The sequence below is a fragment of the Streptomyces sp. DG1A-41 genome (assembly GCF_037055355.1).
In the GTDB taxonomy this organism is placed as follows: domain Bacteria; phylum Actinomycetota; class Actinomycetes; order Streptomycetales; family Streptomycetaceae; genus Streptomyces.
The window spans coordinates 1,120,506-1,142,976 of the sequence record NZ_CP146350.1 but is presented as its reverse complement, the minus strand read 5'-3'; the positions used below and the strand labels follow the sequence as shown (position 1 = coordinate 1,142,976).

Below are 22,471 nucleotides of genomic sequence, written 5' to 3'. Positions count from 1 at the left end.
GTACGTGTGCCGCTGGAGGGGACGACATGGCCGAGTTCACCATGGAGCTCAACGACGAACAGCAGGAGGTCCGGGACTGGCTGCACGGCTTCGCGGCCGATGTGATCCGCCCCGCGGCCGCCGAATGGGACGAGCGTGAGGAGACTCCCTGGCCGGTCATCCAGGAGGCCGCCAAGGTCGGCATCTACTCCTTGGACTTCTACGCCCAGCAGTACTTCGACCCCACCGGCCTCGGCATCCCCATGGCGATGGAGGAGCTGTTCTGGGGCGACGCGGGCATCGCCCTGTCCATCGTCGGCACCGGTCTGGCCGCCGTCGGCGTCCTCGCCAACGGCACCGAGGAGCAGATCGGCATCTGGATCCCGCAGATGTACGGCGATGTCAACGATGTCAAGGTCGCCGCGTTCTGCTCCTCCGAGCCCGACGCCGGCTCCGACGTGGCCTCCATGCGCACCCGGGCCGTGTACGACGAGGCCAAGGACGAATGGGTGATCAACGGCACCAAGACCTGGGCGACCAACGGCGGTATCGCCAACGTCCATGTCGTGGTCGCGGTGGTCGACCCGGAGCTCGGCTCCAAGGGCCACGCCTCCTTCATCATCCCGCCGGGCACGCCGGGGCTCTCCCAGGGGCAGAAGTTCAAGAAGCACGGCATCCGCGCCTCGCACACCGCCGAGGTCATCCTGGACAACGTGCGCGTCCCCGGCTCCTGTCTGCTCGGCGGCAAGGAGAAGCTGGACGAGCGGCTCGCCCGGGCCCGGGAGAAGGCCAAGCAGGGCGGGGAACGAGTGAAGAACGCGGCGATGGCCACGTTCGAGGCGTCGCGCCCGGCGGTCGGGGCCATGGCGGTCGGTACGGCCCGGGCCGCGTACGAGGTCGCCCTCGACTACGCCAAGACCCGCGAGCAGTTCGGGCGGCCGATCATCGACAACCAGGGTGTGGCGTTCCAGCTCGCCGACATGCGCACGTCCATCGACGCGGCCCGGCTCCTGGTCTGGCGCGCCTCCTGGATGGCGGTCAACGGCAAGCCGTTCACGGCGGCCGAGGGCTCGATGTCCAAGCTGTTCGCGAGCGAGACGGCCAAGGACGTCACGGCCCAGGCGATCCAGATCCTGGGCGGCAACGGCTACACCAGGGAGTACCCGGTCGAGCGGATGCACCGCGACGCGGCGATCTACACGATCTTCGAGGGTACGAGCGAGATCCAGCGCCTGGTCATCGCGCGCACCCTCGCCGGTGTGCCCATCCGCTGACGGTGCCTGAGCGGCGCCTGGGCGCCGCCGTCGTCGAACAGCAGGCGCGTCCGTTCGACAGCAGCGAGCCGACACCGAAGTCGGCGGGCTGGTAGCACAGCGAGCAGAACCCGCAGGCCACGATCAGCGCGTTGGCCTCGGGACAGGCCGGGCAGAAGTCGTGGGCCCGGTTGATCGCCGCGCCGCCGGCCCCGCAGCCCAGCTGGGCGATCGGCAGCTGCCGGGTGGTCGGGTCGAAGGAGCGAGGGCATCATGAAGCCCGTGCACGACACGTAGATGATCAGGTCGATGCCGGTGGTGAGCAGCTCGGCGTCGTCGCGGTTGCACGATGTGCCGCGTGCGCACACCGGCGTTCTCGATGAGCCGGAGGGCCGACGGCGGTTGGGGGTGGTCGGTGTGGCGCTCACGCGCCGGCTCCAGCGTCTCCTCCCTCGTGATCACGTGCTCCAACCGACACCGAGGGTCCGCACAAAGTCGCCATGTACCGTGCCTGCTTTCGCCTCCCGGAAGGCCCTTCGCCCCCCGGTCGGAACGTGGTTCGCCCCAGAGGGTGGTCCACCCACGATCCCCCGGCGGGCCGCCGATCTCGCGCCGGACTACTTCGTATCTGGGACGCCGTGCCAGGCTCGTCCTGACACCGCCACGACGGAGGACGCGATGACGCAGACGGCCCGGGACCTGCTGACGACCACCACAGCCGAACTCGCCCCGGACCCGCAGTCCAACCCCTTGGTCCCCCGGATCGCCCGTGGCGAGGCCCCCAGCTCCACCCTCGCCGCGCTCGCCCTGGAACAGTCCTGGGTGATTCCCGCGGACCGCCGCGCCTTCCTGCATCTTGCGGAGCGCTCCCTCGCGACCGATCCGGAGGCCGCGGCCTTCTTCAGGACCCTCGCGGAGGGCGAGGCGCTGGCGGAGGAGCGGTTGTCGTCGTTCGCACACGCGTGCGGCGTGACCGAGACGCGGACGGCGGCGTACGAGCCGCTCCCGGGCTGCCAGGCCTACCCCGCGTACGTCGCCTGGCTGGCCCTCAACGCCTCACCGGCGGACGTCGTCCTGGCCCTGACCGCCAACTTCTCCGCGTGGGGCGGCTACTGCACGACGATCGCCGAGGCACTGCGTGCCCATTACGGCTTCACGCAGGAGGCGTGCGCCTTCTTCGACTTCTTCGCGGAGCCGTCCGCCGAGCTGGACGAGATGGCGACAGCGGCGGTGCAGGCGGCTCTGGACGCCGGCCGTCTCGACGAGAAACGAGCACACGAACACGGTCGCCTACTTCAGGTGTACGAGGCGAGCTTCTGGTCGACGCTGGGGGACATGCCCCTTTAGGGGCGCGGAACCGTACTTGACGTGCGGCTCCGCCGCGTGGGCGCGACAAGCCACGACGCACCCGCAGCGCCGCTGCTACGTCCCACCCCCACTGCTGTGCGCGATGCAGGCCACGTCGATCCGATCGGCCAGCTTCGCCAGCTCAATGGCCAACTCGGCGACCGTGTCCTCGTCGAGCCCTGACTCCCCGGCCTCGACAAGCCGCACCCATCGACCCCCCACCGTCCGCAACAGCTTGCTGACATCGGCCGCAGCCACCTGCAAGGTCCCGCGGTCGTCGACGATCAGAGGCAGAGTCACTTCGCGGTTCACAGACGGGATCGTAGCCCCGCAACACTCACGCACCATGCCAAACAGTGGTGATGTTGCAGAACTCGCGGATTCCGTGCCCGGACAGCTCACGCCCATAACCGGACCGCTTCACTCCGCCGAACGGGAACGCCGGGTGGGAGGCCGTCATCCCGTTGACGTACACACCGCCCGCCTCCAGATCACGGACGAACCGGTCCACCTCTGCCTCGTCCCGCGTCCACACGTTCGAGCTCAGCCCGAACGGCGAGTCGTTCGCGATCAGCACGGCCTCGTCCAGATCGGCCGCCCGGTACAGCGTCGCGACCGGTCCGAACGCCTCCTCCCGGTGGATGCGCATCTCCCGGGTGATGCCGGCGAGGATGGTCGGCGCGTAGTACCAGCCGGGCCCGTCCGGCCGTTCGCCACCGCACAGCAGCTCCGCACCGCTGCGCACCGCGTCGTCGACCAGCTCCTCCAGATCGCGCAGCCCCTGCTCGCTGGAGAGCGGCCCGACCTCGGTGTCCTCAGCCATCGGGTCGCCGACCTTCAGCGCCCTCATGCCCTCGGCGAAACGCTCGGCGAAAGCGTCGTAGACGTCCGTGTGCACGATGAACCGCTTGGCGGCGATGCAGGACTGCCCGGTGTTCTGCACCCGCGCCGTCACCGCGACCTTCGCGGCCCGGTCGATGTCGGCGGAGGGCATGACGACGAAGGGGTCGCTGCCGCCCAGCTCCAGCACCGTCTTCTTGACCATCTCCCCGGCGGTGGAGGCGACCGCGCGGCCCGCGGGCTCGCTGCCGGTGAGGGTGGCCGCCCTGACCCGCTCGTCACGCAGGATGTCGTCGACCGCGGCGGAGCCGATCAGCAGGGTCTGGAAGCAGCCCTCGGTGAAGCCCGCCCGGTGGAACAGGTCCTCCAGGTAGAGGGCGGTCTGGGGGACGTTCGAGGAGTGCTTGAGCAGGCCCACGTTCCCCGCCATCAGCGCGGGCGCGGCGAAGCGGACCACCTGCCACAGCGGGAAGTTCCACGGCATGACCGCCAGCACCGGGCCCAGGGGCCGGTAGCGCACCCGCACGCGCGAGGCGCCGGAGTCCTTCACGTCGGTGTCGGAGGGCTCCTCCACGGCGAGCAGTTCCTCGGCGTGGTCGGCGTACCAGCGCATCGCCTTGGCGCACTTCGCCGCCTCGGCCCGGGCCTGCTGGACCGGCTTGCCCATCTCGGTGGTCATCACACGGGCGATGTCCTGCTGGTCCTCGTCGAGGAGGTCGGCGGCCTTCCTCATCAGCCGGGCGCGCTCGTCGAACGTCGTCGTCCGGTACGTGCGGAACGTGGCCTCCGCGAGCTGGAGCCGGCGCTTCGATCTCCTCCTCGCCCATGGCCTCGTACGTCTTGAGCGTCTCGCCGTTCGCCGGGTTCACCGTTGCGATGGGCATGGCTGACCTCCCTCGGTGCGGGCTGCAGTTCGACCTTCCCGCGCGGCGGAGGGGACCGCAACGCGGGAGCGTCCCCTCAGGGCGAGTGCTCCGCCAGGCGGTCGAGAAACGCCGCCTGCGCCTTGACGATCACCTCGCGGCCCCGGTCGAGGCCGAACCACGCCACCCGGTCCAGCTCGGGGAACTCCTGGAGCCGTCCCGACCTCGGCGGCCACTCCATCCGGAACGTGCCGGGCGCGATCGTCGCCGGGTCCAGGTCCGCCTCGATCGCCCAGGCCGTAACGATCTTGCCGCCTGTCTGCCGCACCTCGCCCAGGGCGAGGGTTTCGCCGTCGGGCGGGGGCAGCCCCAGTTCCTCCTCGAACTCACGTCGAGCGGCCGCCCAGGCGGACTCGTCGGGCTCGTACTCGCCCTTGGGGATGGTCCACGCCCCGGCGTCGCGCCGGGCGAAGAACGGGCCGCCCATGTGGCCGAGCAGCACTTCGAGGCCGTCGTCGGTGTGGTGGAAGAGCAACAGGCCGGCACTGCGCTTCACGGGCCCGCCTCCGGATGCGCGGCCAGCAGCGTCTCCACCGTGTCGGCGTCCTCGGGGCGCTTGTCCTCCCGGTAGCGGACCACGCGGGCGAAGCGCAGGGTGACGCCGGCCGGGTAGCGGGTGGAGCGCTGGAGGCCGTCGTAGGCGATCTCGACGACGAGTTCCGGGCGTACGGTCACGACGTGGCCGTTGTCGTCGACGGCGAGCCGCCGGAGCCTTTCGGTCTGCCAGGTCAGCATCGCGTCGGTCATGCCCTTGAAGGTCTTGCCGAGCATGGCGAGGCCGCCGTCGGCGGTGCGGGCGCCCAGGTGGAGGTTGGAGAGCTTGCCGGTGCGGCGGCCGTGGCCCCACTCGGCGGCCAGGACGACCAGGTCGAGGGTGTGGACGGGCTTGACCTTCAGCCAGGACGCCCCGCGCCGGCCCGCGCTGTAGGGGGCGTCCAGCGCCTTGGCGACGACGCCCTCGTGGCCACGCTTCAGGGTCTCGGCGAGAAACTCCTCCGCCGTGGGCAGGTCGTCCGGGCCGGACACCGTCGTGCGGCGCACCCGCATCGGCTCGGGGACCAGCCGGGCCAGCTCGGCGTGCCGCTCGGCGAACGGCAGGTCGAGCAGGTCGTGGCCGTCGACCGACAGCGCGTCGAAGAAGACGGGGGAGACCGGCACAGCACGTGCCGCCGTCGCCACGTCCGTGCGCGAGCCGACGCGACCGGCGGTCTCCTGGAACGAGCGGGGGCGGCCGTCCTCGTCGAAGGAGATCACCTCGCCGTCCAGGATGAACCGCTCGCCCCGCAACTCCAGCGCCGCCGCCGTCACTTCGGGCAGGCGGTCGGTGATGTCGTCGAGGGTGCGGGTGTACAGCCGTACGGTGGCGCCGTCCCGGTGCACCTGGACGCGGATGCCGTCCAGCTTCTCCTCGACCGCGCAGGCGCCGAGCTTGTCCACCGCCTCGGCGACCGAGGAGGCGCTGTGCGCCAGCATCGGCCAGACCGGGCGGCCCACGGTGAGGCGAAAGCGGTCCAGGGCGGCGGGGCCGTCCGCGAGCAGCGCCTCGGCGACCGCCTGGAGGGAGCCGGCGAGCATCACGGCCCGTCGTACGTCCGCCGGGGGCGCCCCGGTCGCCTGGGCCAGTCCCTCGACCGCGACGGCGTCCAGCGCGCCCTGCCGCACCTCGCCGGTGAGCAGCCCGATCAGGAACCGCTGCTCGTCCACGGTCGCCGCGCCCATCAACTCGCCGACCAGCCGGGCCCGTTCCGCCTGGGAGCCGGGGCCGGACACCTTGGCCAGCTCCGACAGGAGGGCGTCCACCTCCCGCACGGTCAGGCCCGGCTCGGCGGCGGGGGCGACCGGGCGGCTCAGCACCTTCCAGCCGACGCCGATCCGGCCCTGCGGCAGCCGGCCCGCCAGGTACGGGATGACGATCGGCACGTCGTCCGCCTCCGCGTCCCGGAAGAGCTCCGCGAGCAGGGCCGTCTTCCGGGACCGCGCCGAGGTGGCGGCGACCTCCTGGGACACTCGGGCCAGCCGGTGCAACAGCATGCAGCCATGGTGCACCGGAGGGGCCGCCTGTACACCCGGACGGCGGGGCGGGGACGCGGTCCGTCGTCCGGCCGCCGGTGATCGCGGAGGGGGGCACCGCTACTCGCGGACGGCCGCGTCGAGGTCGGTCATCAGCAGATCCCCGACGATCGCGGACGCCGCCCGGTACCCGCCGCTCGCCGCGTGCACGACCTGCTCGGCGAAGCCGATCGCGTTGCCCGCGGCCCACACGCCCGGAACGGTCGTCAGCCCGGTCGGGTCGACCGCCGGGTACGCGCCGAGGGGCGTCTCGCGCAGCTCGGCGCCGAGCCTCTCCAGCAGGCCGGTCTGCGGGACGGGGCGCGGGCTGACGAACAGCACGGAGCGGGCGTGCGTCGTACCTCCCCCGGAGGGGGCACCCCCAGCGAGCCGGACACCGGTGAGCCGGTCGTCCTCCACCACCAGGCCCGCGACCTCGCCGGGCACCACGTCCACCCCGGCCGCGGCGAGCCGGCGCAAATCCTGGTCGGACAGCTCCTCCTCGGCGACCGTGTGCAGGAAGAACCGCACGTCCTTCGACCACTGCGACACGATCAGCGCCTGGTGCACGCTCGCCGGACTCGACGCCAGCACCCCGAATGCCTGGTCGCGCACCTCCCAGCCGTGGCAGAACGGGCAGTGCAGCACGTCCCGGCCGAACCGCTCGGCGACCCCGGGGACCGCCGGCAGCTCGTCCCTCAGCCCGGTCGCGACGACCAGCCGCCGCGCCCGCACGGTCCGCCCGCCGGCCAGCACCACGGCGAAGTCCTCGCCCTTCTCCACCTCCACCACCCGGTCCCGCACGAGCTCCACGCCGTAGCGCGCGATCTCCTCCCGGCCGACGGCGAGGAACTCGGCGGGCGGCATCCCGTCCCGCGACAGATAGCCCTGCATGTGCGCGGCGGGCGCGTTGCGCGGCTCGCCCGCGTCGACGACCAGCGTGCGGTGCCTGGCCCGGCCCAGCACCAGCGCCGCGGACAGGCCCGCCGCACCCCCGCCGATGACGACCACCGCGTACTTCTCGGTCATGGTGACCACCTCCACCGCCGAGAGTCGCCTGCTGCCAAGGGATTGACAAACGCGTTTGCCGAACCTGCAATACGGCCATGACCACGGACGAGGTACTCGCGGGCGTCGGCCCCCGGCTGCGGCAGATGCGCAAGGAGCGGGAGGTGACACTGGCGGCGCTCTCCGAGACCACCGGCATCTCCGTCAGCACCCTGTCGCGGCTGGAGTCCGGCCTGCGCAAACCCAGCCTGGAGCTGCTGCTGCCGATCGCCCGGGCGCACCAGGTGGCCCTGGACGAGCTGGTCGGAGTCCCTTCGGCCGGTGACCCGCGGGTGCGGTCGAAGCCGATCGAGATGGGCGGCCGCACCCACTGGCCGCTCACGCGCCAGCCCGGCGGCCTCCAGGCCTACAAGGTGCTGGAGCCCCAGCGCAGGCAGGAGCCGGACCCGCGTACGCACGAGGGCTACGAGTGGTTGTACGTGCTGTCCGGGAAGCTGCGCCTGGTGCTGGGCGAGCACGACGTGGTGCTCACGGCGGGGGAGGCCGCGGAGTTCGACACCCGCGTGCCGCACTGGTTCGGGTCGACAGGGGAGGGGCCCGTGGAGTTCCTCAGCCTGTTCGGGCCGCAGGGGGAGCGGATGCATGTGCGGGCGCGGCCGAGGCGGTCGTGACGTACGAGATACCTCTCGGCGGCACTCGTCCCCCCGGAGACTGTTCCCTGATCTGCAAGCGACCGCTTAGTATGCGACTCGACCCCGGTCAGACGACGCAGTCGACGCAGTCCCGTGGAGGCCCCGCATGCAGGCATGGCAAGTGCACGAGAACGGCGAGCCGGGCGAGGTGATGCGGCTGGAGGACGTGGAAGCGCCCACGCCCGGTGATGGCCAGGTCCTGCTGAAGGTACGGGCGGCCAACATCAACTTCCCGGACGCCCTGCTGTGCCGGGGCCAGTACCAGGTCAGGCCGCCGCTACCGTTCACCCCGGGCGTGGAGATCTGCGGCGAGACCGAGGACGGCCGCCGGGTGATCGCCAACCCGGTGCTGCCGCACGGCGGCTTCGCCGAGTACGCCGTTGCTGACTTGGACGCCCTCCTGCCCGCGCCGGACGCCCTGGACGACGCGGAGGCCGCGGCCCTGCACATCGGCTACCAGACGGGCTGGTTCGGTCTGCACCGCCGGGCCGGTCTGGAGGCCGGCGAGACCCTGCTCGTCCACGCTGCCGCAGGAGGGGTCGGCAGCGCGGCCGTGCAGCTCGGGAAGGCCGCCGGCGCCACCGTCATCGGTGTCGTCGGCGGCGCCGGGAAGGCGGCCGTCGCCCGTGAGCTGGGCTGCGACGTCGTGATCGACCGGCGCTGCGAGGACGTCGTCGCCGCCGTCAAGGAGGCCACCGGCGGCCGGGGCGCCGACGTGATCTACGACCCGGTCGGTGGCGAGGCCTACGCCCAGTCCGCCAAGGTCGTCGCCTTCGAGGGGCGCATCGTGGTCGTCGGCTTCGCCAGCGGCACCATCCCCAGCCCGGGGCTGAACCACGCCCTGGTGAAGAACTACTCGATCCTCGGCCTGCACTGGGGCCTGTACAACACCAAGAACCCGAAGCTGGTCCAGCACTGCCACGAGCAGCTCACCGAGCTGGCCGCCCGGGGCGCGATCAAGCCGCTGGTGAGCGAACGCGTGCCGCTGGGCGGGGCCGCCACCGCCGTGCAGAAGGTCGCGGACGGGCTGACCACGGGCCGGATCGCCGTCGTCATGGAGGAGGCAGCATGACCAGCGCCGAGGAACTGCGCCGTCGCACACAGGACTTGCTGGCCGCTCACCCGCCGGCCTCGACCGACCGCCTGGACTTCCTCCGGGCCCGCTTCGACGCCGGACTGGCCTGGGTGCACTACCCGGAGGGCCTCGGCGGACTCGGCGCTCCCCGTTCCCTCCAGGCCGTCGTGGACGCCGAGTTGGAGGCGGCCGGGGCGCCCGGCAACGACCCGCGGCGCATCGGCATCGGCCTCGGGATGGCCGCGCCGACCATCCTGGGCTACGGCACCGAGGAGCAGAAGCGGCGGTACCTCAGGCCCCTGTGGACGGGGGAGGAGGTCTGGTGCCAGCTGTTCAGCGAGCCGGGCGCCGGGTCCGACCTGGCTGCGCTCGGCACCCGGGCCGTCCGGGAGGGCGACGACTGGGTCGTCAACGGGCAGAAGGTCTGGACGTCCAGCGCCCACGTGGCCCGCTGGGCGATCCTCATCGCCCGCACCGACCCGGACGCGCCCAAGCACCGGGGCATCACGTACTTCGTCTGCGACATGACCGACCCGGGCGTCGAGGTGCGGCCGCTGCGGCAGATCACCGGCGAGGCCGAGTTCAACGAGGTGTTCCTCACCGACGTCCGCATCCCGGACTCCCGCCGCCTCGGCGAGGTCGGCGACGGCTGGCGGGTCGCGCAGACCACCCTGAACAACGAGCGCGTCGCCATCGGCGGCATGCGGCTGCCCCGCGAGGGCGGCATGATCGGCCCGGTCTCCAAGACCTGGCGCGAGCGCCCGGAGCTGCGCACCCACGACCTGCACCAGCGCCTGCTCAAGCTCTGGGTCGAGGCCGAGGTCGCCCGGCTCACCGGCGAGCGGCTGCGCCAGCAGCTCGTGGCCGGCCAGCCCGGCCCCGAGGGCGCCGGCATGAAGCTCGCCTTCGCCCGCCTCAACCAGGAGATCAGCGGCCTGGAGGTGGAACTCCTCGGCGAGGAGGGTCTGTTGTACGACGACTGGACCATGCGCCGCCCGGAGCTGGTCGACTTCACCGGCCGCGAGGCCGGCTACCGCTACCTGCGCTCCAAGGGCAACAGCATCGAGGGCGGGACCAGCGAGGTCCTGCTGAACATCGTCGCCGAGCGCGTTCTCGGCCTGCCCGCCGAACCGCGTACCGACAAGGACGTCGCCTGGAAGGACCTCGCCCGATGACCGACTTGCTGTACTCGGAGGAGGAAGAGGCGCTGCGTGCCGCCGTCCGCGACCTGCTCGCCGACCACTGCGACGCGCCCGGCGTCATCGCCCGCATCGAGTCGGACACCCCGCACAACCTGGCCCTGTGGAAGGCCCTCACCGACGGCATGGGCCTCGCGGGCCTGCTCGTGCCGGAGGAGCTGGACGGCCAGGGCGCCACACACCGGGAAGCCGCCGTGGTGCTGGAGGAGTTGGGGCGTGCGGTCGCGCCCGTCCCGTACCTCACGAGCGCGGTCGTCGCCACCGAGGCGCTGCTGGCCTGCGGGACCGGCGACCTGCTCACCGAGCTCGCCTCCGGGACGTCGATCGGAGCCCTCGCGGTCGCCCTGAACGTCGCACCGGGCGCCGCCTACAGGGTCGTCCGGCACGAGAAGGGCCTGCTGCACGGCGAACTGACCGGCATCGCGGACGCGGCCGTCGCCGACGTGCTGCTCGTGCCCGCCGACGACGGCGGCCTGTACGCGGTCGACGCCACCGCCGCGACCGTCACGCCCCAGGTCTCCCTGGACCTGACCCGGCCGCCGGCGACCGTCACCCTCGACGGGGTGCCCGGCCGGCTGCTGGGCGACGCCGAACCCGCCGTACGCCGGGCCCTGCGCGCCGGAGCCGGGCTGCTCGCCTCCGAACAGCTCGGCCTGGCCGACTGGACGCTGACGGAGACCGTCCGCTACCTCAAGGACCGCAAGCAGTTCAACCGGCCCGTCGGCGGCTTCCAGGCGCTCAAGCACCGGCTGGCCCAGCTGTGGCTGGAGGTCGCGGGCCTCCGCGCGGCCGCCCGCAACGCCGCCGACGCCCTGTCGACCGGCCAGGACGCCGACGTGGCCGTCACCGTCGCCCAGGCCTACGCGGCGCCCGTGGCCGTCCACGCCGCCGAGGAGGCACTGCAACTGCACGGCGGCATCGGCATGACGTGGGAGCACCCGGTGCACCTCTACCTGAAGCGCGCGAAGGCCGACTCGATCGCCTACGGCACGGCCGGCGCCCACCGGGAGGCACTGGCCGGACTGGTGGACCTCCAGGCCCCCTGACGCACCTGACGCACACCTGGCCGACGCCTCGCCGACGCCGGAGAAAGGCCCGTCCCACCAGGACGCTGTTGGTTAATTCCGCCCCGCTGGACTCATCCAGCGGGGCGGAGTGCTGCGAAGGGTGAAATGCGGGTCTTGGCGAGTGGTTTGCCGGTGAGCCAGGCATCGATGCGGGCGAAGTTGACGGCGGCGCCGGTGAAGTGGTGCTGCAATCGGGTCTTGGCGAGGCCGCGGTAGCGGGATCTGCGCAGGCCGAACGCCTGGACGCCCTGTGAGATCGTGCCCTCGACGCCGGCTCGGTGTCCGTAGCGGCGGCGCCACTGGTCGGCGTCCTGCTCGATACGGGCCTGTTGAAGGATGTCGTGTTCGGTCTTCGGTCTCAGGGTCAGATTGCGGCCGGTCCTGGAGCTGGTGCACGAGGTCCTCAGTTCACAGGGGTCGCAGTGCCGGGCGGCGAAGCGGATCCGGGTGACCGGGGCGCCCCACTGGCTCTGCTCTTCCCGCCAGACGACGTTGGTCTGTCCGCCGGGGCAGACGGCCCGGCGCTGGTCCCAGTCGATGGTGAAGTGGGTGTTGTCGAAGATGTCTCCGGTCGCCTGTCCCTTCACGGTGGTGGACTTGACCGGGCCGACCAGTTCGATGCCGTGATCGCGGCGGGCGTGGTGGATCTGTTCGGCGTCGACGTATCCGGCGTCCACCAGGTGCTCGTCCGGCAGCAGGCCCCGTTCAGCCAGCGCGGTGTGGATGTCCTCCAGGACAAGGACGTCGTTGACCGGCGCCGGCGTGGTGCGAACGTGGGTGATCAGATGCGGGGCATCGGGCTCGCAGGTCTCGCTGAGGTGGACTTTGTAACCAGACCAGCCCAGGTCCCGTTTCGAACCAGTGCGGGCCTCGGGCTCGTAGGGGGTCCGTAAGCGGATCAGGCCCGGCGGGAGGTCCTTCGCCCCGCGCCAGCGCACGGTGTCCTCGACGTGGTGGAACTGTTGCACCCAGGTCTGCCGCAGGAACTCCACCGCGGGCAGGCTTCGCAACGCGGGCGGTGACGTGGCCGACCAGATGGCCTTCAGCAGCGTCATGCCGTCGGTCCCGCACTGGTCGGCGTGTTCGACGCGGGCCGCCCACCGGGACGCGAAGCGACTGTCCTCCGGCCTGGCCGAGTAGCGGTCGAACCACTCCGGCGCCGACACCGTCACCAGCCAGTCCCCGGCCTCCTCCGCTACGTGGTTCAGGGCCGCCCGCAGGGTCTCGACCACGAATTCCAGCCGGTTCAGATCTCTCGTTGCGGCCAGCACGTGGGTGGCATCCGTGCGCTGCCGCTTGCCAGCCTTGACCAGCCCTGCCTCGCCGGCCGCCCGGAGTACGGCATCGAACACCAGCTGGCCGGCCTCGCCGTCGACCAGCCGGGCACGAAACTCGCTGAGTACCGAGAAGTCGAATCCGGTGTCGGCCAGTTCCAGCGAAAGGGCGTACTTCCAGTCCAGACGCGAGCGGACTGCGTGCGCGGCCTGCCGGTCGGTCAGCCCCTCAGCGAACTGCAACACCGACACCAGCGCGAGCCGGGCCGGAGACACCACCGGCCGCCCCCGGGCCGGGAAAAGTTCCTCGAAATCGGCATCCGAGAACACCGGCCCGAGCACGTCCCGCACCCGCATCACCAGGCAGCCCTTCGGGAACACCGCATGTGCCAGCCGAGCGGTCTCCTCCGGGATCTCCCCCAGATCCACCCCACGCAACGACACCGAACTACCCCTCAACATGACGACGGCCTGCACAACCCCAACGGGGTCATACAGGCCGTCGTCACGCCCGCACCCTATTTACCAACAGCGTCCACCAGGGGCGGGCTTTTCCGTGCCCCGCTCCGGCGAAGTGAACGCACGACGGCACTCCGGCCAACTCCCCGCAAGGCCCTGCTCCTTGGCCCTGCCGGAAGCCCATACTCGCAGGGTTCCCGTACGGCACTTCCAGGGAGGCAGAGCATGGACCTCACCACCCGTCGCAGAGCCCTCACCACCCTCGGCGCCGCCCTCGCGGGCTCGGTCGCCCTCCCCGCCACCCACGCGCTCGCCGGCGAACGGCGGTACGGGCCCCGCCCGTTGTGGCGCGCCCACGCCCACAACGACTACGAGCACCCGCGTCCCCTGTTCGACGCCCTGGACCACCGGTTCGGCAGCGTCGAAGCCGACATCTACCTCGTCGGCGACCAGCTCCTCGTCGCCCACGACCCGGAGGATCTCGACCCGGCCCGCACGCTGGAGTCCCTCTACCTCGACCCGCTCGCCGCGCGCGTGCGGGCCAACCGCGGCCGCGTCTACCGGGGGTACCGCGGGTCGCTGCAACTGCTCATCGACATCAAGACCGAGGGTTCGACGACGTACCTGGAACTCGACCGCCACCTCAGGCGCTACCGGCACCTGTTCACCACGTACGCCCACGGCCGCGTCCTCCCCGGCCCGGTCACCGCCGTCATCTCCGGCGACCGCGCGGCCCGTGCCCCCATGGAGGCCCAGACCGTCCGGCGCGCCTTCTACGACGGCCGGCTCGCCGACCTCGGCAGCCAGGCGCCGGCCTCCTTCATTCCGCTGATCAGCGACAACTGGACGCTCAACTTCACCTGGCAGGGCGTGGGCGCGTTCCCGGACGCCGAGCGGGAGAAGCTGCTGGGTATCGTCAGGGCCGCGCACAAGCGGGGGCAGAAGGTGCGGTTCTGGGCGACCCCGGACCTGGCCGGGCCCGCCCGGGAGGCGCTGTGGGCCGAACTGCTCGCCGCGGACGTCGACTACCTCAACACCGACGACCTCGCCGGGCTCGAGGCGTTCCTGGACGCCCGGCGGGCGGCGTAGAACGCGTACGACACGGTGGACGCGTGGGATCCGTAGGACACCACACGTTCGGCGGACAGGTCTGCCGCCCGGATGAACCCTCCGCTACGCCACACTTACGGCCGAACGCCGTGAACCAGACATGGCGGCGTGGCGGAGGAGTCGACGATGGCCATTTCCATCTCTGTGGTGCTGCTGCTCGCGATCCTGGCGGTGATCTTCCTGCGCAACGGCGGGCTGAAGGTCTCCCATGCGCTGGTCTGCCTGCTGCTCGGCTTCTACCTGGCGAGCACCAGCGTCGCCCCCACCATCCACAGCGGCCTCACGGCGACGGCGGACATCGTCAGCGGTCTGCGGCCCTGACCTCACGTCCCCGAGAACACGCCGATGCCGTTCGGAACGGCGCGTTCGGCGCCGCCGCTGGGGTGGTTGCGCACCGAGACGGTGTTCGCGCCCGCCTTCCGGGCGACCAGCGTCGACGACCCGCCGCCGTCCAGGCTGAACGCGTCGTTCGAGCCCAGCTTCCGCATGGTGTCGGCCACTTCGGCGATCGTCATGCCGCTGCGGTAGGCGGCGGCGCCGTCCAGTGCGAGCAGCAGCATGCGCCGTCCGCCGTCGGCGATCCCCACGGCCGTACGGACGGCCGGCGTCGTGTCGTCCAGACCCGGCAACGGCCGCCCGCCCGTCAGGACCGGGTAGCCGCCGAGGGCGAGGCGGTAGGCGGCGCCGTCCGTGGCCGCCACGAGTCGGTGCTCGACCTCGACCGCCTCGCCGGTGGACAACTTCCGCAACCGCTGGGCCCCGGCCTCCCGGCCGACCAGCACGGTGGTGCCCGCGGCGATGGGACCGCTGCCGGGTGTGTCGGCGGCTGACACGACCTTGCCGTCGCGGACCGTCACCTCGTAGGTGTCCGTACTGCAGGGTGCGGCCCGGTCCGTGTCCGTGCCGCACGTGGCGCGCACCCGGGAGACGCTGCCCCAGTCGGAGGTGAACGCACCGACCGAACCCACCGGCAGCGCGTACTGGTTGAGCCCGCCCAGCGGTACCTGCGCCTCGGCCGTGCGGACCGAGCCGTCCAGGGCCAGCCGGTCCAGCCGCGCCACTCCGTCGGTGCCGACGCCGAACACGTCCTCGGTGGTCGTGCCGGGCGGGAGCGCGGGCCCGAAACGCTGGCCGTTGGGCACGGCCGCCTTGAGCGTCCGCCCGGCCGCGATCGCCGGACCCACGCTCGCACCGGTCGCCTCGACGCCCGGATGCTGCGCCTCGGTGATGTTGAAGAAGTCGCCGTTGACACCGGCGACGGCCCCTTGGGCGTCGGCCATCCGGGAGACCTGCGCGCGCGAGGCCACCGCTCCGGGATGCAGCAGGTCGACCCGCACCTGCGGATGGCCCAGGTCCACCTTCAGCACGTGCGCGTGCGTCACCCCCCTGGCCGCCTTGATGTCGAACTCCTCGTACGTGACACCCGGCGCGACTCGTCCGCCCTTCTGGACGGCGCCGGCCGGAGCCGCCCCCGCCAGGGCCGCACCGGCCAGCGCGCCGAACGCCGTGAGAAACGCCAGTACCGCTCTGCCTGCTCCCCGTCGCCTGCGACGACCTGTCACCCGTGCCCCCTGATGCCTCGTCAACCGTTCTGGCCCTCAGAGGCAGTGCACCAGACCACGAGAACCGGCAGGGTGGCAGAGCGCCGACTACGCGGGAACGGCTGAAAAATCGCACCCCTCTGGGTACCTCAGCTGTCACCTGGTCGGGTGTCGTACGGCGTGAAGTGAGCGGGCGCGTGGTCGATCGGCAGACCCGGCCGCCAGGCGGTGAGGGCCTGCGCGCTGCACACGAACAGCTCCTCCGGCAGCCGGTCCAGGGCGAACCAGCGCCAGCGGCCCACGCTCTCCCCGGGCTGGTCCGACGGCTCTCCCCGCCAGGCGGTGACCTGGGCGGCCACCGTCACCCGTACGACACCTCCGGCGTCGTCGAGGAGCGTCCCCAGCAACCGGACGTCCTCCGGCCGGGCGTCGACCCCCGTCTCCTCGCCGAGTTCGCGCACGACCGCCTCCCGCAACGACTCCCCGGGCTCCACCGTCCCGCCGGGCAGCTCCCACGTCCGGTGCCGGTGCCGGCCCAGGAGCAGTCCGCGGGGCCCGTGCAGGACGGCGCCGACCCCGAGCGCGGCGTGGGCCACCGGCGGCTTGGCGGTGCGCGGCCGGGAGGAGACACGGACGGGCCGTGTCACCCGGAAGAGCCGGTACGACGCGTGGTTGCCGTCCTGCGGCGTGTCGAGGACGTCGACCTGCTCCACCCGCAGCCCGTGCTCGGCGAGCAGGGCCCTCCAGAGCTCCGGGTCGAGGACCCACATTTGGACGGTGACGTCCCCGCCGCCGGCCAGCCGCAGGATCTCCGGCCGGGAGACGACCTCGTCCGACGGTCCGTCACCGTGCGAGTTGGTGTGCAGCACGGTGAAGCAGAGCCTGCCGCCCGGCTTGAGCGCCGCCGCCAGGGCGGGCAGCAGCCGGTGCGGGTCGATGTACGGCACGGCGTTGACCGAGTAGATGACGTCGTACGGCTCCGCGGAGTGCAGATGCTCCACCGCATCGGCCAGGACCAGACGCAGCCCGGGCAGGGAGCCGTAGCGGGCGCGTGCCCGTTCGTACTGCCCGGCCGAGGAGTCGACGGCGTCCACGAGCGCGCCATGAGCACGGACCAGATGGGCGGCGTGCCGGGCCGGACCGCACCCGAGGTCCAGCACGCGCCGGCCCGCCAGCTCCCCGAGCACCTCGACCCCCGGCCCCGCGCCCTCGAACCCCCAGTCGATCCGCGCCACCTCGGGCAGCGCCGTGCCACGACGCAGGTGGTGTTCTCCGTACGTGCGCCAGGCCTCGGCGTTGACGGCCTCCGGTCGGGTCGCCAAGGCTCAGCCGCCCGCCGCGGCGTCGCGCGGAAGTACCGTGACACGGTGGAAGTTGCAGCCGGTCGGCCGCGGCTCCTCGCCGGTGGGCCGGGTCTGGTGGGCCTTGAGGGCGATGCTCACCAAGCTCAGCAACAGGTCGACGTCCGCCTCGCAGTCGAGGTGGACCGTCACCCAGCACGATCCGGGAACCAGGTGGATCGCGCTCGAACCGGCGAGGTCGTAGTGGAAGCGCTGGATGGCCCGGCGGGTGAGGTGGAGGTCCACGTCCCGTGCCGAGTGGAAGTGGACGATCTCGTCACGGACGGAACGGAGCGCCCGTCCGGTGCCGCAACTCGCCGGGCCCGCCATCAGGTCGGGCCAGGCCTGCAAACGCTCCAGGGCGCGCTGGGCCAGAGTCATGCTCCCATCGTTGCGTGCTTACCGTGCCGCAACCAGTGGTTGAGCGTTTTGTAACCGGGACGTGAGGTGGGTGCCGGAGGCCGGCGTGGGGAAAAGCCCTGTTCTCAGGCGGAGTTCTTGACCAGTCTCATATAGCGCTTCCAGTCCCAGTGGCGGCCCGGGTCGGTGTGGTCGCTGCCCGGCACCTCGTGGTGGCCGATGATGTGCGCCCGGTTCCTGGGGATGCCGTACCTCGCACAGATCGCCGCGGTGAGCCGGGCCGACCGCTCGTACATCGCGTCGGTGAAGTACGACGGCCGCTCCACCCAGCCCTCGTGCTCGATGCCGATGCTGCGGGTGTTGTAGTCCCAGTTCCCCGCGTGCCACGCGATGTCGGCCTCGCGCACGCACTGCGCCACGTGCCCGTCGGACGAGCGCACCACATAGTGCGCGGACACCTTGTTCCTGGGGTTCCGGAAGACGGACAGCGTGCCGGAGTAGGTCGTCTGCGCTACGTGGATGACCACGTAGCGCAACGGGTGGGCGCGGGGGCGGTTCGACGGCGTGTAGTTGCTGCGGCTCGCCGGGTGCCACGCGGCTCCGGGGTGATCGACGGCTTGGGGCCGGGCGCTGGCCCGTGCGTCGGGGAACAGGGCGTACGGGACGGCGGTGAGGGCGGCGCCCATGAGGAGGCCTCGCCTGCTGGGGAAGGGGGTTGTCCGTGCCATGCGTGTGTGCCTTCCGGGCTCGACGGCGGTTGTCACTTGCTCAGCTGCTCGGAGCCGCGGCCGTTGTGGTCGCGGCCCGCGTGGATCAAGTTACGGCGCCTGCCGGTCGGCCCGAAGGAGGCGATGCTCTTTGGTGGAGGGGCGTGGAAATGTGGATAACTCGCTCACCCGATCGGGTGATTGACGGACTTCATGAGTCGGCCCCGAGCTGCGTACCGCGCATGCCCCGCCTTCGGGTTTCGGCGTCAGGCCCGCTCGGCAACCGTGGCCGGATCGTCCAGCACCGCCCGCACGACCGAGTGCGCGGCCCCCAGCAGCGGACCCTGAGGACCCAGCCGGGACACGGACACGGGACAGGCCGGCCCCGCCGTGCGGCGCGCCAACTCGTCCCGCAACGACGGCAGCAGCCACGGCGCCAGCCCGGACAGTTCCCCGCCCAGCACCACGCTCTCCGGATCGAGCAGGTTGACCGCCCCGGTCAGGGCGACTCCGAGCGCGGTGCCCGCGGCGCGCAGGGCACGACGTACGTCTTCGTCGCCCTCCGCCGCGCGCCCCGCCAGCAGTCCGACCCGGTCCTCGTCCGGCTCCAGACCGGCCGCGCGCAGCACCGCCTCCTCGCCGGCGTACTGCTCCAGGCACCCGCGCCCGCCGCACGCGCACTCCGGCCCGTCCGGCTGGACCGGCACGTGCCCCAACTCGCCCGCGAAACCGCGGGTGCCGCGCAGCAGTCCGCCGTCCACCACGACCGCCGCACCGATGCCGATCTCCGCCGACACGTGCAGGAAGTCGCGCGGCGTGCCGTCGCCGAGCCAGAGTTCGGCGAGCGCGCCGAAGTTGGCCTCGTTGTCCACGGTCAGCGGGAGCTCCGCCGGCAGCAGGTCACCGAGGTCCGTGTCCTGCCAGCCGAGGTTCGGGGCGCGTACGACGGTCCGGGCGTCGCGCGCCACCAGACCGGGAACGGCCACGGCGAGACCGGCCGGCCACAGGCCCTCGCCCTCCGCCTCGGTGACGACCCGGCCGATGAGTTCGGTGAGTTCGGCCAGCACGGGCTCGGGGAGCGGCCGCGGTTCGCGCCCTGGCGTATCGCCCGCGACCGGGTCCTGCCGCGCAGGTCCACGGCACAGACCGCGAGATGGTCGACGCCGACCTCCGCGCCGATCCCCGCCGGGCCGCGTCCGCTCAGCGCGAGCGCGGAGCCGGGGCGGCCCACCCGGCCGGGCCGTTCGGGCCCCAGCTCCTCCAGCAGCCCCGAGCGGATGAGTTCGTCGACGAGCGTCGACACCGCCGCCCGGGTCAGGCCGATCCGTGAGGCGACGGCGGCCCGGGACAGCGGCCCCTCGGCACGGACGGCGTGCAGGACCCGGGCGAGGTTGCGGCGGCGCATGCCCTGCTGGGTGTCCGGCAGGGCCCGTCCCGGCCCGGCCGGACGGGCCTCGTGCAGTGGTGCGGTCATGCCTGCGCCAGTCCTCAGTGGGTGTCCGTGGGCCGCTCCAGCAGCAAAGCCGCGTCGGAGAGTACCCCGGCGATCCTGGCCAGCGTCTCCTCGTCCCGCTCGACGGCGTCGAGCACCGGCCCGGCCGCCGTGTTCCAGCGCCGGGCGACCGCCGCCGGGTCCTCCCCGGTCAGCACCCCGGCCGCCTGCGCGGCGGCCCCGAGCGCCACCAGCTCCTTGGCCTCCGGTACCTGCACGGGGCGCCCCGACAGTCGCCGTACGGTCTGCTGCCAGGCCGCGCCCCGGGCACCGCCGCCGATCAGCAGCAGGGGCGCCGAAGGGTCCGCGTCCTGGTCCAGGACCAGGTCGAGGGCGCCGAGCAGGGAGTGGACGGCACCGTCGTAGGCGGCCTGGAGCAGCTGGCCGGCGGTCGTGTCGTGGCGCAGGCCGTGCAGCAGACCGGAGGCGTGCGGCAGGTTCGGGGTGCGCTCGCCGTCCAGGTAGGGCAGCAGTGTCACGGCCGTGCCGGGCTCGACGGCCTCGCGGTCCAGCCCCAGCAGCGTCGCGACGCGGTCCACGGCGAGTGTGCAGTTCAGGGTGCACGCCAGCGGCAGCCAGTCGCCGCGGGCGTCGGCGAAACCGGCCACCGTGCCGCTCGGGTCGGCGGGCCGCCGCTGCGACACCGCGTACACCGTGCCCGAGGTGCCGAGGCTCATCACCGGCACACCCGGACGCAGCCCGAGGCCGAGCGCGGCCGCGGCGTTGTCGCCGGTGCCGGGCGCGACCAGGGTGCCCTTGGAGAACGGCAGATCATGGCTGTCGCGCACCGTGCCCGCCACCTCGCCGGGCCGGACCACACGGGGCAGCAGGGCCGGATCGAGCCCCACGTGCGCCAGGATCTCCTCGTCGTACGACTCCGTCCCGGACGCCCACCAGCCCGTCCCGGAGGCGTCACCGCGGTCGGTCGTGCCCTGCCCGGTGAGCCGCTCGGTGAGGTAGTCGTGGGGGAGGCGCACGGCCTTCGTGGCGCGCGCCGCCTCCGGCTCGTGCACGGACAGCCAGGCCCACTTGGTGACCGTGAAGGAGGCGGCGGGGACGAGCCCGGTGCGCTCGGCCCAGAACTTCGCGCCGCCCAGTTCCTCGGTCAGCCGGCGCGCCTGCGGCGCCGAGCGCACGTCGTTCCACAGCAGGGCGGGCCGCACCGGCTCGCCCCGGTCGTCCAGGGTGACCAGGCCGTGCTGCTGCCCGCCGACCGACACCGCGGCGGCCTCGTGCGCCGCCTCGCCGCACTGGCGCAGGGCCTCGCACAACGCGTCCCACCACTGGCGCGGATCGCTCTCCCGCCCGGCCCCCGAGGAGACGGTGTGCGGCGCCTGGCCGGTCGCGACGACCCGGCCGGTGGCCGCGTCGACGACCAGCGCCTTGGTGGACTGGGTGGACGAGTCCACGCCGACGACGAGCGGACCCTCGGCTGCTGACATCGGGTTTCTCCCTCTGCTCTCGTCCCGAGACACCTTGTCTCTTCCCAGGAAGGTGCTCGCATACTAATTTGTAAATCGGCATGACGAAATAGCCTCAGCGAGCAAGGAGCCGCGGCATGAGCTACCAGCCCACCCCCGAGGACAAGTTCACCTTCGGACTGTGGACCGTCGGCTGGCAGGGACGGGATCCCTTCGGCGACGCCACGCGGCGTGCCCTCGACCCGGTCGAGACGGTGCAGCGACTGGCCGAGCTCGGCGCCCACGGCGTCACCTTCCACGACGACGACCTGATCCCGTTCGGCTCGAGCGACACCGAGCGCGAGGCCCACGTCAAGCGCTTCCGGCAGGCCCTGGACGCCACGGGCATGAAGGTCCCGATGGCCACCACCAACCTCTTCACGCACCCGGTCTTCAAGGACGGCGCGTTCACCGCCAACGACCGCGACGTGCGCCGCTACGCGCTGCGCAAGACCATCCGCAACATCGACCTCGCCGTCGAGCTCGGCGCCCAGGTGTACGTGGCCTGGGGCGGCCGGGAGGGTGCCGAGTCGGGCGCCGCAAAGGACGTCCGTGCGGCCCTGGACCGGATGAAGGAGGCCTTCGACCTGCTCGGCGAGTACGTCACCTCCCAGGGCTACGACCTGCGCTTCGCGATCGAGCCCAAGCCGAACGAGCCGCGCGGCGACATCCTGCTGCCGACCGTCGGCCACGCCCTGGCGTTCATCGAGCGCCTGGAGCGTCCGGAGCTGTACGGCGTCAACCCCGAGGTGGGGCACGAGCAGATGGCCGGGCTGAACTTCCCGCACGGCATCGCGCAGGCGCTGTGGGCGGGCAAGCTGTTCCACATCGACCTCAACGGCCAGTCCGGCATCAAGTACGACCAGGACCTGCGCTTCGGCGCCGGCGACCTGCGCGCCGCGTTCTGGCTGGTCGACCTGCTGGAGTCGGCCGGCTACACCGGCCCGCGGCACTTCGACTTCAAGCCGCCGCGGACCGAGGACCTCGACGGGGTGTGGGCCTCGGCGGCCGGCTGCATGCGCAACTACCTCATCCTCAAGGAGCGCGCCACCGCGTTCCGCGCCGACCCGGAGGTTCAGGAGGCCCTGAGCGCGGCCCGCCTGGACGAGCTGGCCCAGCCGACCGCCGCGGACGGTCTCCAGGCCCTGCTCGCCGACCGGTCGGCCTTCGAGGCGTTCGACGTCGAGGCGGCCGCCGCCCGCGGCATGGCCTTCGAGCGTCTGGACCAGCTGGCGATGGACCATTTGCTGGGGGCACGCGGCTGACCGCACGCGCGCGGGCGGGACGTTGGCCGGC

Annotated in this window: 19 protein-coding genes and 3 pseudogenes; 9 read left to right on the top strand and 13 right to left on the bottom strand. The window is 72.3% G+C overall.

From position 1 onward, the window contains the following. Positions 1-26 precede the first annotated feature (26 nt). A complete protein-coding gene (locus tag V8690_RS05360) occupies positions 27-1,253 on the top strand; it encodes an acyl-CoA dehydrogenase family protein (protein ID WP_338776159.1) in 1,227 nt (408 codons plus the stop codon). A 49-nt stretch (positions 1,254-1,302) separates the two neighbouring features. Here the strand turns inward: V8690_RS05360 and V8690_RS05355 are convergent. Beyond that, a pseudogene (locus V8690_RS05355) lies at positions 1,303-1,734 on the bottom strand (type III polyketide synthase); the annotation flags it as partial. 176 nt (positions 1,735-1,910) lie between these two features. On the opposite strand from V8690_RS05355, the gene V8690_RS05350 reads away from it, so the two are divergent. Then, positions 1,911-2,579 (top strand): transcriptional regulator, encoded by a 669-nt coding sequence (locus V8690_RS05350; protein ID WP_338776158.1) that lies wholly within the window; start codon positions 1,911-1,913, stop codon positions 2,577-2,579. 75 nt (positions 2,580-2,654) lie between these two features. On the opposite strand, the gene V8690_RS05345 is transcribed toward V8690_RS05350, so the two are convergent. The 5 genes and pseudogenes from V8690_RS05345 to V8690_RS05325 form a co-directional block, all read right to left on the bottom strand. Next, positions 2,655-2,891: a DUF6213 family protein gene (locus tag V8690_RS05345; RefSeq protein WP_338776157.1), complete on the bottom strand. Its 237-nt coding sequence runs from the start codon at positions 2,889-2,891 to the stop codon at positions 2,655-2,657. Positions 2,892-2,916: 25 nt separating this feature from the next. Beyond that, positions 2,917-4,303 (bottom strand): annotated as a pseudogene (locus V8690_RS05340) (NADP-dependent succinic semialdehyde dehydrogenase). Between the two features lie 76 nt (positions 4,304-4,379). Further along, positions 4,380-4,838 carry an NUDIX domain-containing protein gene (locus V8690_RS05335; RefSeq protein WP_338776156.1) on the bottom strand — a complete coding sequence of 153 codons (459 nt, stop codon included), beginning with the start codon at positions 4,836-4,838 and terminating at the stop codon, positions 4,380-4,382. Beyond that, positions 4,835-6,373 (bottom strand): ATP-dependent DNA ligase, encoded by a 1,539-nt coding sequence (locus V8690_RS05330; protein ID WP_338776155.1) that lies wholly within the window; start codon positions 6,371-6,373, stop codon positions 4,835-4,837. The genes V8690_RS05335 and V8690_RS05330 overlap by 4 nt, the downstream gene beginning before the upstream one ends. Positions 6,374-6,472: 99 nt before the next feature. Further along, complete coding sequence (locus tag V8690_RS05325; RefSeq protein WP_338776154.1) at positions 6,473-7,420, bottom strand: NAD(P)/FAD-dependent oxidoreductase; 948 nt, start codon at positions 7,418-7,420, stop codon at positions 6,473-6,475. 77 nt (positions 7,421-7,497) lie between these two features. Between V8690_RS05325 and V8690_RS05320 the strand changes: the two genes are divergently transcribed. From V8690_RS05320 to V8690_RS05305, 4 genes are all read left to right on the top strand, one after another. Continuing rightward, the gene (locus V8690_RS05320; RefSeq protein WP_338776153.1) at positions 7,498-8,070 is read left to right on the top strand and encodes an XRE family transcriptional regulator; all 573 of its coding nucleotides are present in this window, start codon (positions 7,498-7,500) and stop codon (positions 8,068-8,070) included. 127 nt (positions 8,071-8,197) lie between these two features. Further along, positions 8,198-9,163, top strand: a complete 966-nt coding sequence (locus tag V8690_RS05315; protein ID WP_338776152.1) for an NADPH:quinone oxidoreductase family protein — start codon at positions 8,198-8,200, stop codon at positions 9,161-9,163. After that, positions 9,160-10,341, top strand: coding sequence for an acyl-CoA dehydrogenase family protein (locus V8690_RS05310; protein ID WP_338776151.1), 1,182 nt, complete (start codon positions 9,160-9,162; stop codon positions 10,339-10,341). The genes V8690_RS05315 and V8690_RS05310 overlap by 4 nt, the downstream gene beginning before the upstream one ends. Continuing rightward, complete coding sequence (locus V8690_RS05305; protein ID WP_338776150.1) at positions 10,338-11,411, top strand: acyl-CoA dehydrogenase family protein; 1,074 nt, start codon at positions 10,338-10,340, stop codon at positions 11,409-11,411. Before V8690_RS05310 ends, V8690_RS05305 begins: the two co-directional genes overlap by 4 nt. 92 nt (positions 11,412-11,503) lie before the next feature. Here V8690_RS05305 and V8690_RS05300 read toward each other — a convergent pair whose 3' ends face one another. Next, a complete protein-coding gene (locus tag V8690_RS05300; protein WP_338776149.1) occupies positions 11,504-13,150 on the bottom strand; it encodes an IS1182 family transposase in 1,647 nt (548 codons plus the stop codon). A gap of 240 nt (positions 13,151-13,390) precedes the next feature. On the opposite strand from V8690_RS05300, the gene V8690_RS05295 reads away from it, so the two are divergent. Continuing rightward, positions 13,391-14,254 carry a phosphatidylinositol-specific phospholipase C/glycerophosphodiester phosphodiesterase family protein gene (locus V8690_RS05295; RefSeq protein WP_338776148.1) on the top strand — a complete coding sequence of 288 codons (864 nt, stop codon included), beginning with the start codon at positions 13,391-13,393 and terminating at the stop codon, positions 14,252-14,254. 147 nt (positions 14,255-14,401) lie between these two features. Next, entirely contained in the window at positions 14,402-14,596 is a 195-nt protein-coding gene (locus tag V8690_RS05290) for a hypothetical protein (RefSeq protein ID WP_338776147.1), read from the top strand. A gap of 2 nt (positions 14,597-14,598) precedes the next feature. Here the strand turns inward: V8690_RS05290 and V8690_RS05285 are convergent, their stop codons facing one another. The 6 genes and pseudogenes from V8690_RS05285 to xylB all read right to left on the bottom strand — a co-directional run bounded on the left by V8690_RS05285 (position 14,599) and on the right by xylB (position 21,157). Next, entirely contained in the window at positions 14,599-15,837 is a 1,239-nt protein-coding gene (locus V8690_RS05285) for a phosphodiester glycosidase family protein (RefSeq protein ID WP_338776146.1), read from the bottom strand. Positions 15,838-15,965: 128 nt separating this feature from the next. Beyond that, on the bottom strand, positions 15,966-17,138 hold the full coding sequence (locus V8690_RS05280; RefSeq protein WP_338776145.1) for an NUDIX domain-containing protein: 1,173 nt from the start codon (positions 17,136-17,138) through the stop codon (positions 15,966-15,968). Between the two features lie 3 nt (positions 17,139-17,141). Next, complete coding sequence (locus V8690_RS05275) at positions 17,142-17,537, bottom strand: luciferase family protein (RefSeq protein WP_338776144.1); 396 nt, start codon at positions 17,535-17,537, stop codon at positions 17,142-17,144. A gap of 104 nt (positions 17,538-17,641) precedes the next feature. Then, on the bottom strand, positions 17,642-18,244 hold the full coding sequence (locus V8690_RS05270; protein ID WP_338776143.1) for an N-acetylmuramoyl-L-alanine amidase: 603 nt from the start codon (positions 18,242-18,244) through the stop codon (positions 17,642-17,644). Between the two features lie 245 nt (positions 18,245-18,489). Next, positions 18,490-19,697, bottom strand: a pseudogene (locus V8690_RS05265) (ROK family transcriptional regulator). A gap of 14 nt (positions 19,698-19,711) precedes the next feature. Next, positions 19,712-21,157 carry a xylulokinase gene (gene xylB, locus V8690_RS05260; protein WP_338776142.1) on the bottom strand — a complete coding sequence of 482 codons (1,446 nt, stop codon included), beginning with the start codon at positions 21,155-21,157 and terminating at the stop codon, positions 19,712-19,714. Positions 21,158-21,273: 116 nt separating this feature from the next. On the opposite strand from xylB, the gene xylA reads away from it, so the two are divergent. Further along, positions 21,274-22,440 carry a xylose isomerase gene (gene xylA, locus V8690_RS05255; RefSeq protein ID WP_338776141.1) on the top strand — a complete coding sequence of 389 codons (1,167 nt, stop codon included), beginning with the start codon at positions 21,274-21,276 and terminating at the stop codon, positions 22,438-22,440. Positions 22,441-22,471: the final 31 nt, after the last annotated feature.

Excerpts from the sequence above, each read along its gene's own strand:
- V8690_RS05360 (WP_338776159.1), top strand. The coding sequence starts at position 27 with ATGGCCGAGTTCACCATGGAGCTCAACGACGAACAGCAGGAGGTCCGG.
- V8690_RS05350 (WP_338776158.1), top strand. The coding sequence starts at position 1,911 with ATGACGCAGACGGCCCGGGACCTGCTGACGACCACCACAGCCGAACTC.
- V8690_RS05330 (WP_338776155.1), bottom strand. The coding sequence starts at position 6,373 with ATGCTGTTGCACCGGCTGGCCCGAGTGTCCCAGGAGGTCGCCGCCACC.
- V8690_RS05325 (WP_338776154.1), bottom strand. The coding sequence starts at position 7,420 with ATGACCGAGAAGTACGCGGTGGTCGTCATCGGCGGGGGTGCGGCGGGC.
- V8690_RS05320 (WP_338776153.1), top strand. The coding sequence starts at position 7,498 with ATGACCACGGACGAGGTACTCGCGGGCGTCGGCCCCCGGCTGCGGCAG.
- V8690_RS05315 (WP_338776152.1), top strand. The coding sequence starts at position 8,198 with ATGCAGGCATGGCAAGTGCACGAGAACGGCGAGCCGGGCGAGGTGATG.
- V8690_RS05310 (WP_338776151.1), top strand. The coding sequence starts at position 9,160 with ATGACCAGCGCCGAGGAACTGCGCCGTCGCACACAGGACTTGCTGGCC.
- V8690_RS05305 (WP_338776150.1), top strand. The coding sequence starts at position 10,338 with ATGACCGACTTGCTGTACTCGGAGGAGGAAGAGGCGCTGCGTGCCGCC.
- V8690_RS05295 (WP_338776148.1), top strand. The coding sequence starts at position 13,391 with ATGGACCTCACCACCCGTCGCAGAGCCCTCACCACCCTCGGCGCCGCC.
- V8690_RS05290 (WP_338776147.1), top strand. The coding sequence starts at position 14,402 with ATGGCCATTTCCATCTCTGTGGTGCTGCTGCTCGCGATCCTGGCGGTG.
- V8690_RS05275 (WP_338776144.1), bottom strand. The coding sequence starts at position 17,537 with ATGACTCTGGCCCAGCGCGCCCTGGAGCGTTTGCAGGCCTGGCCCGAC.
- V8690_RS05270 (WP_338776143.1), bottom strand. The coding sequence starts at position 18,244 with ATGGCACGGACAACCCCCTTCCCCAGCAGGCGAGGCCTCCTCATGGGC.
- xylB (WP_338776142.1), bottom strand. The coding sequence starts at position 21,157 with ATGTCAGCAGCCGAGGGTCCGCTCGTCGTCGGCGTGGACTCGTCCACC.
- xylA (WP_338776141.1), top strand. The coding sequence starts at position 21,274 with ATGAGCTACCAGCCCACCCCCGAGGACAAGTTCACCTTCGGACTGTGG.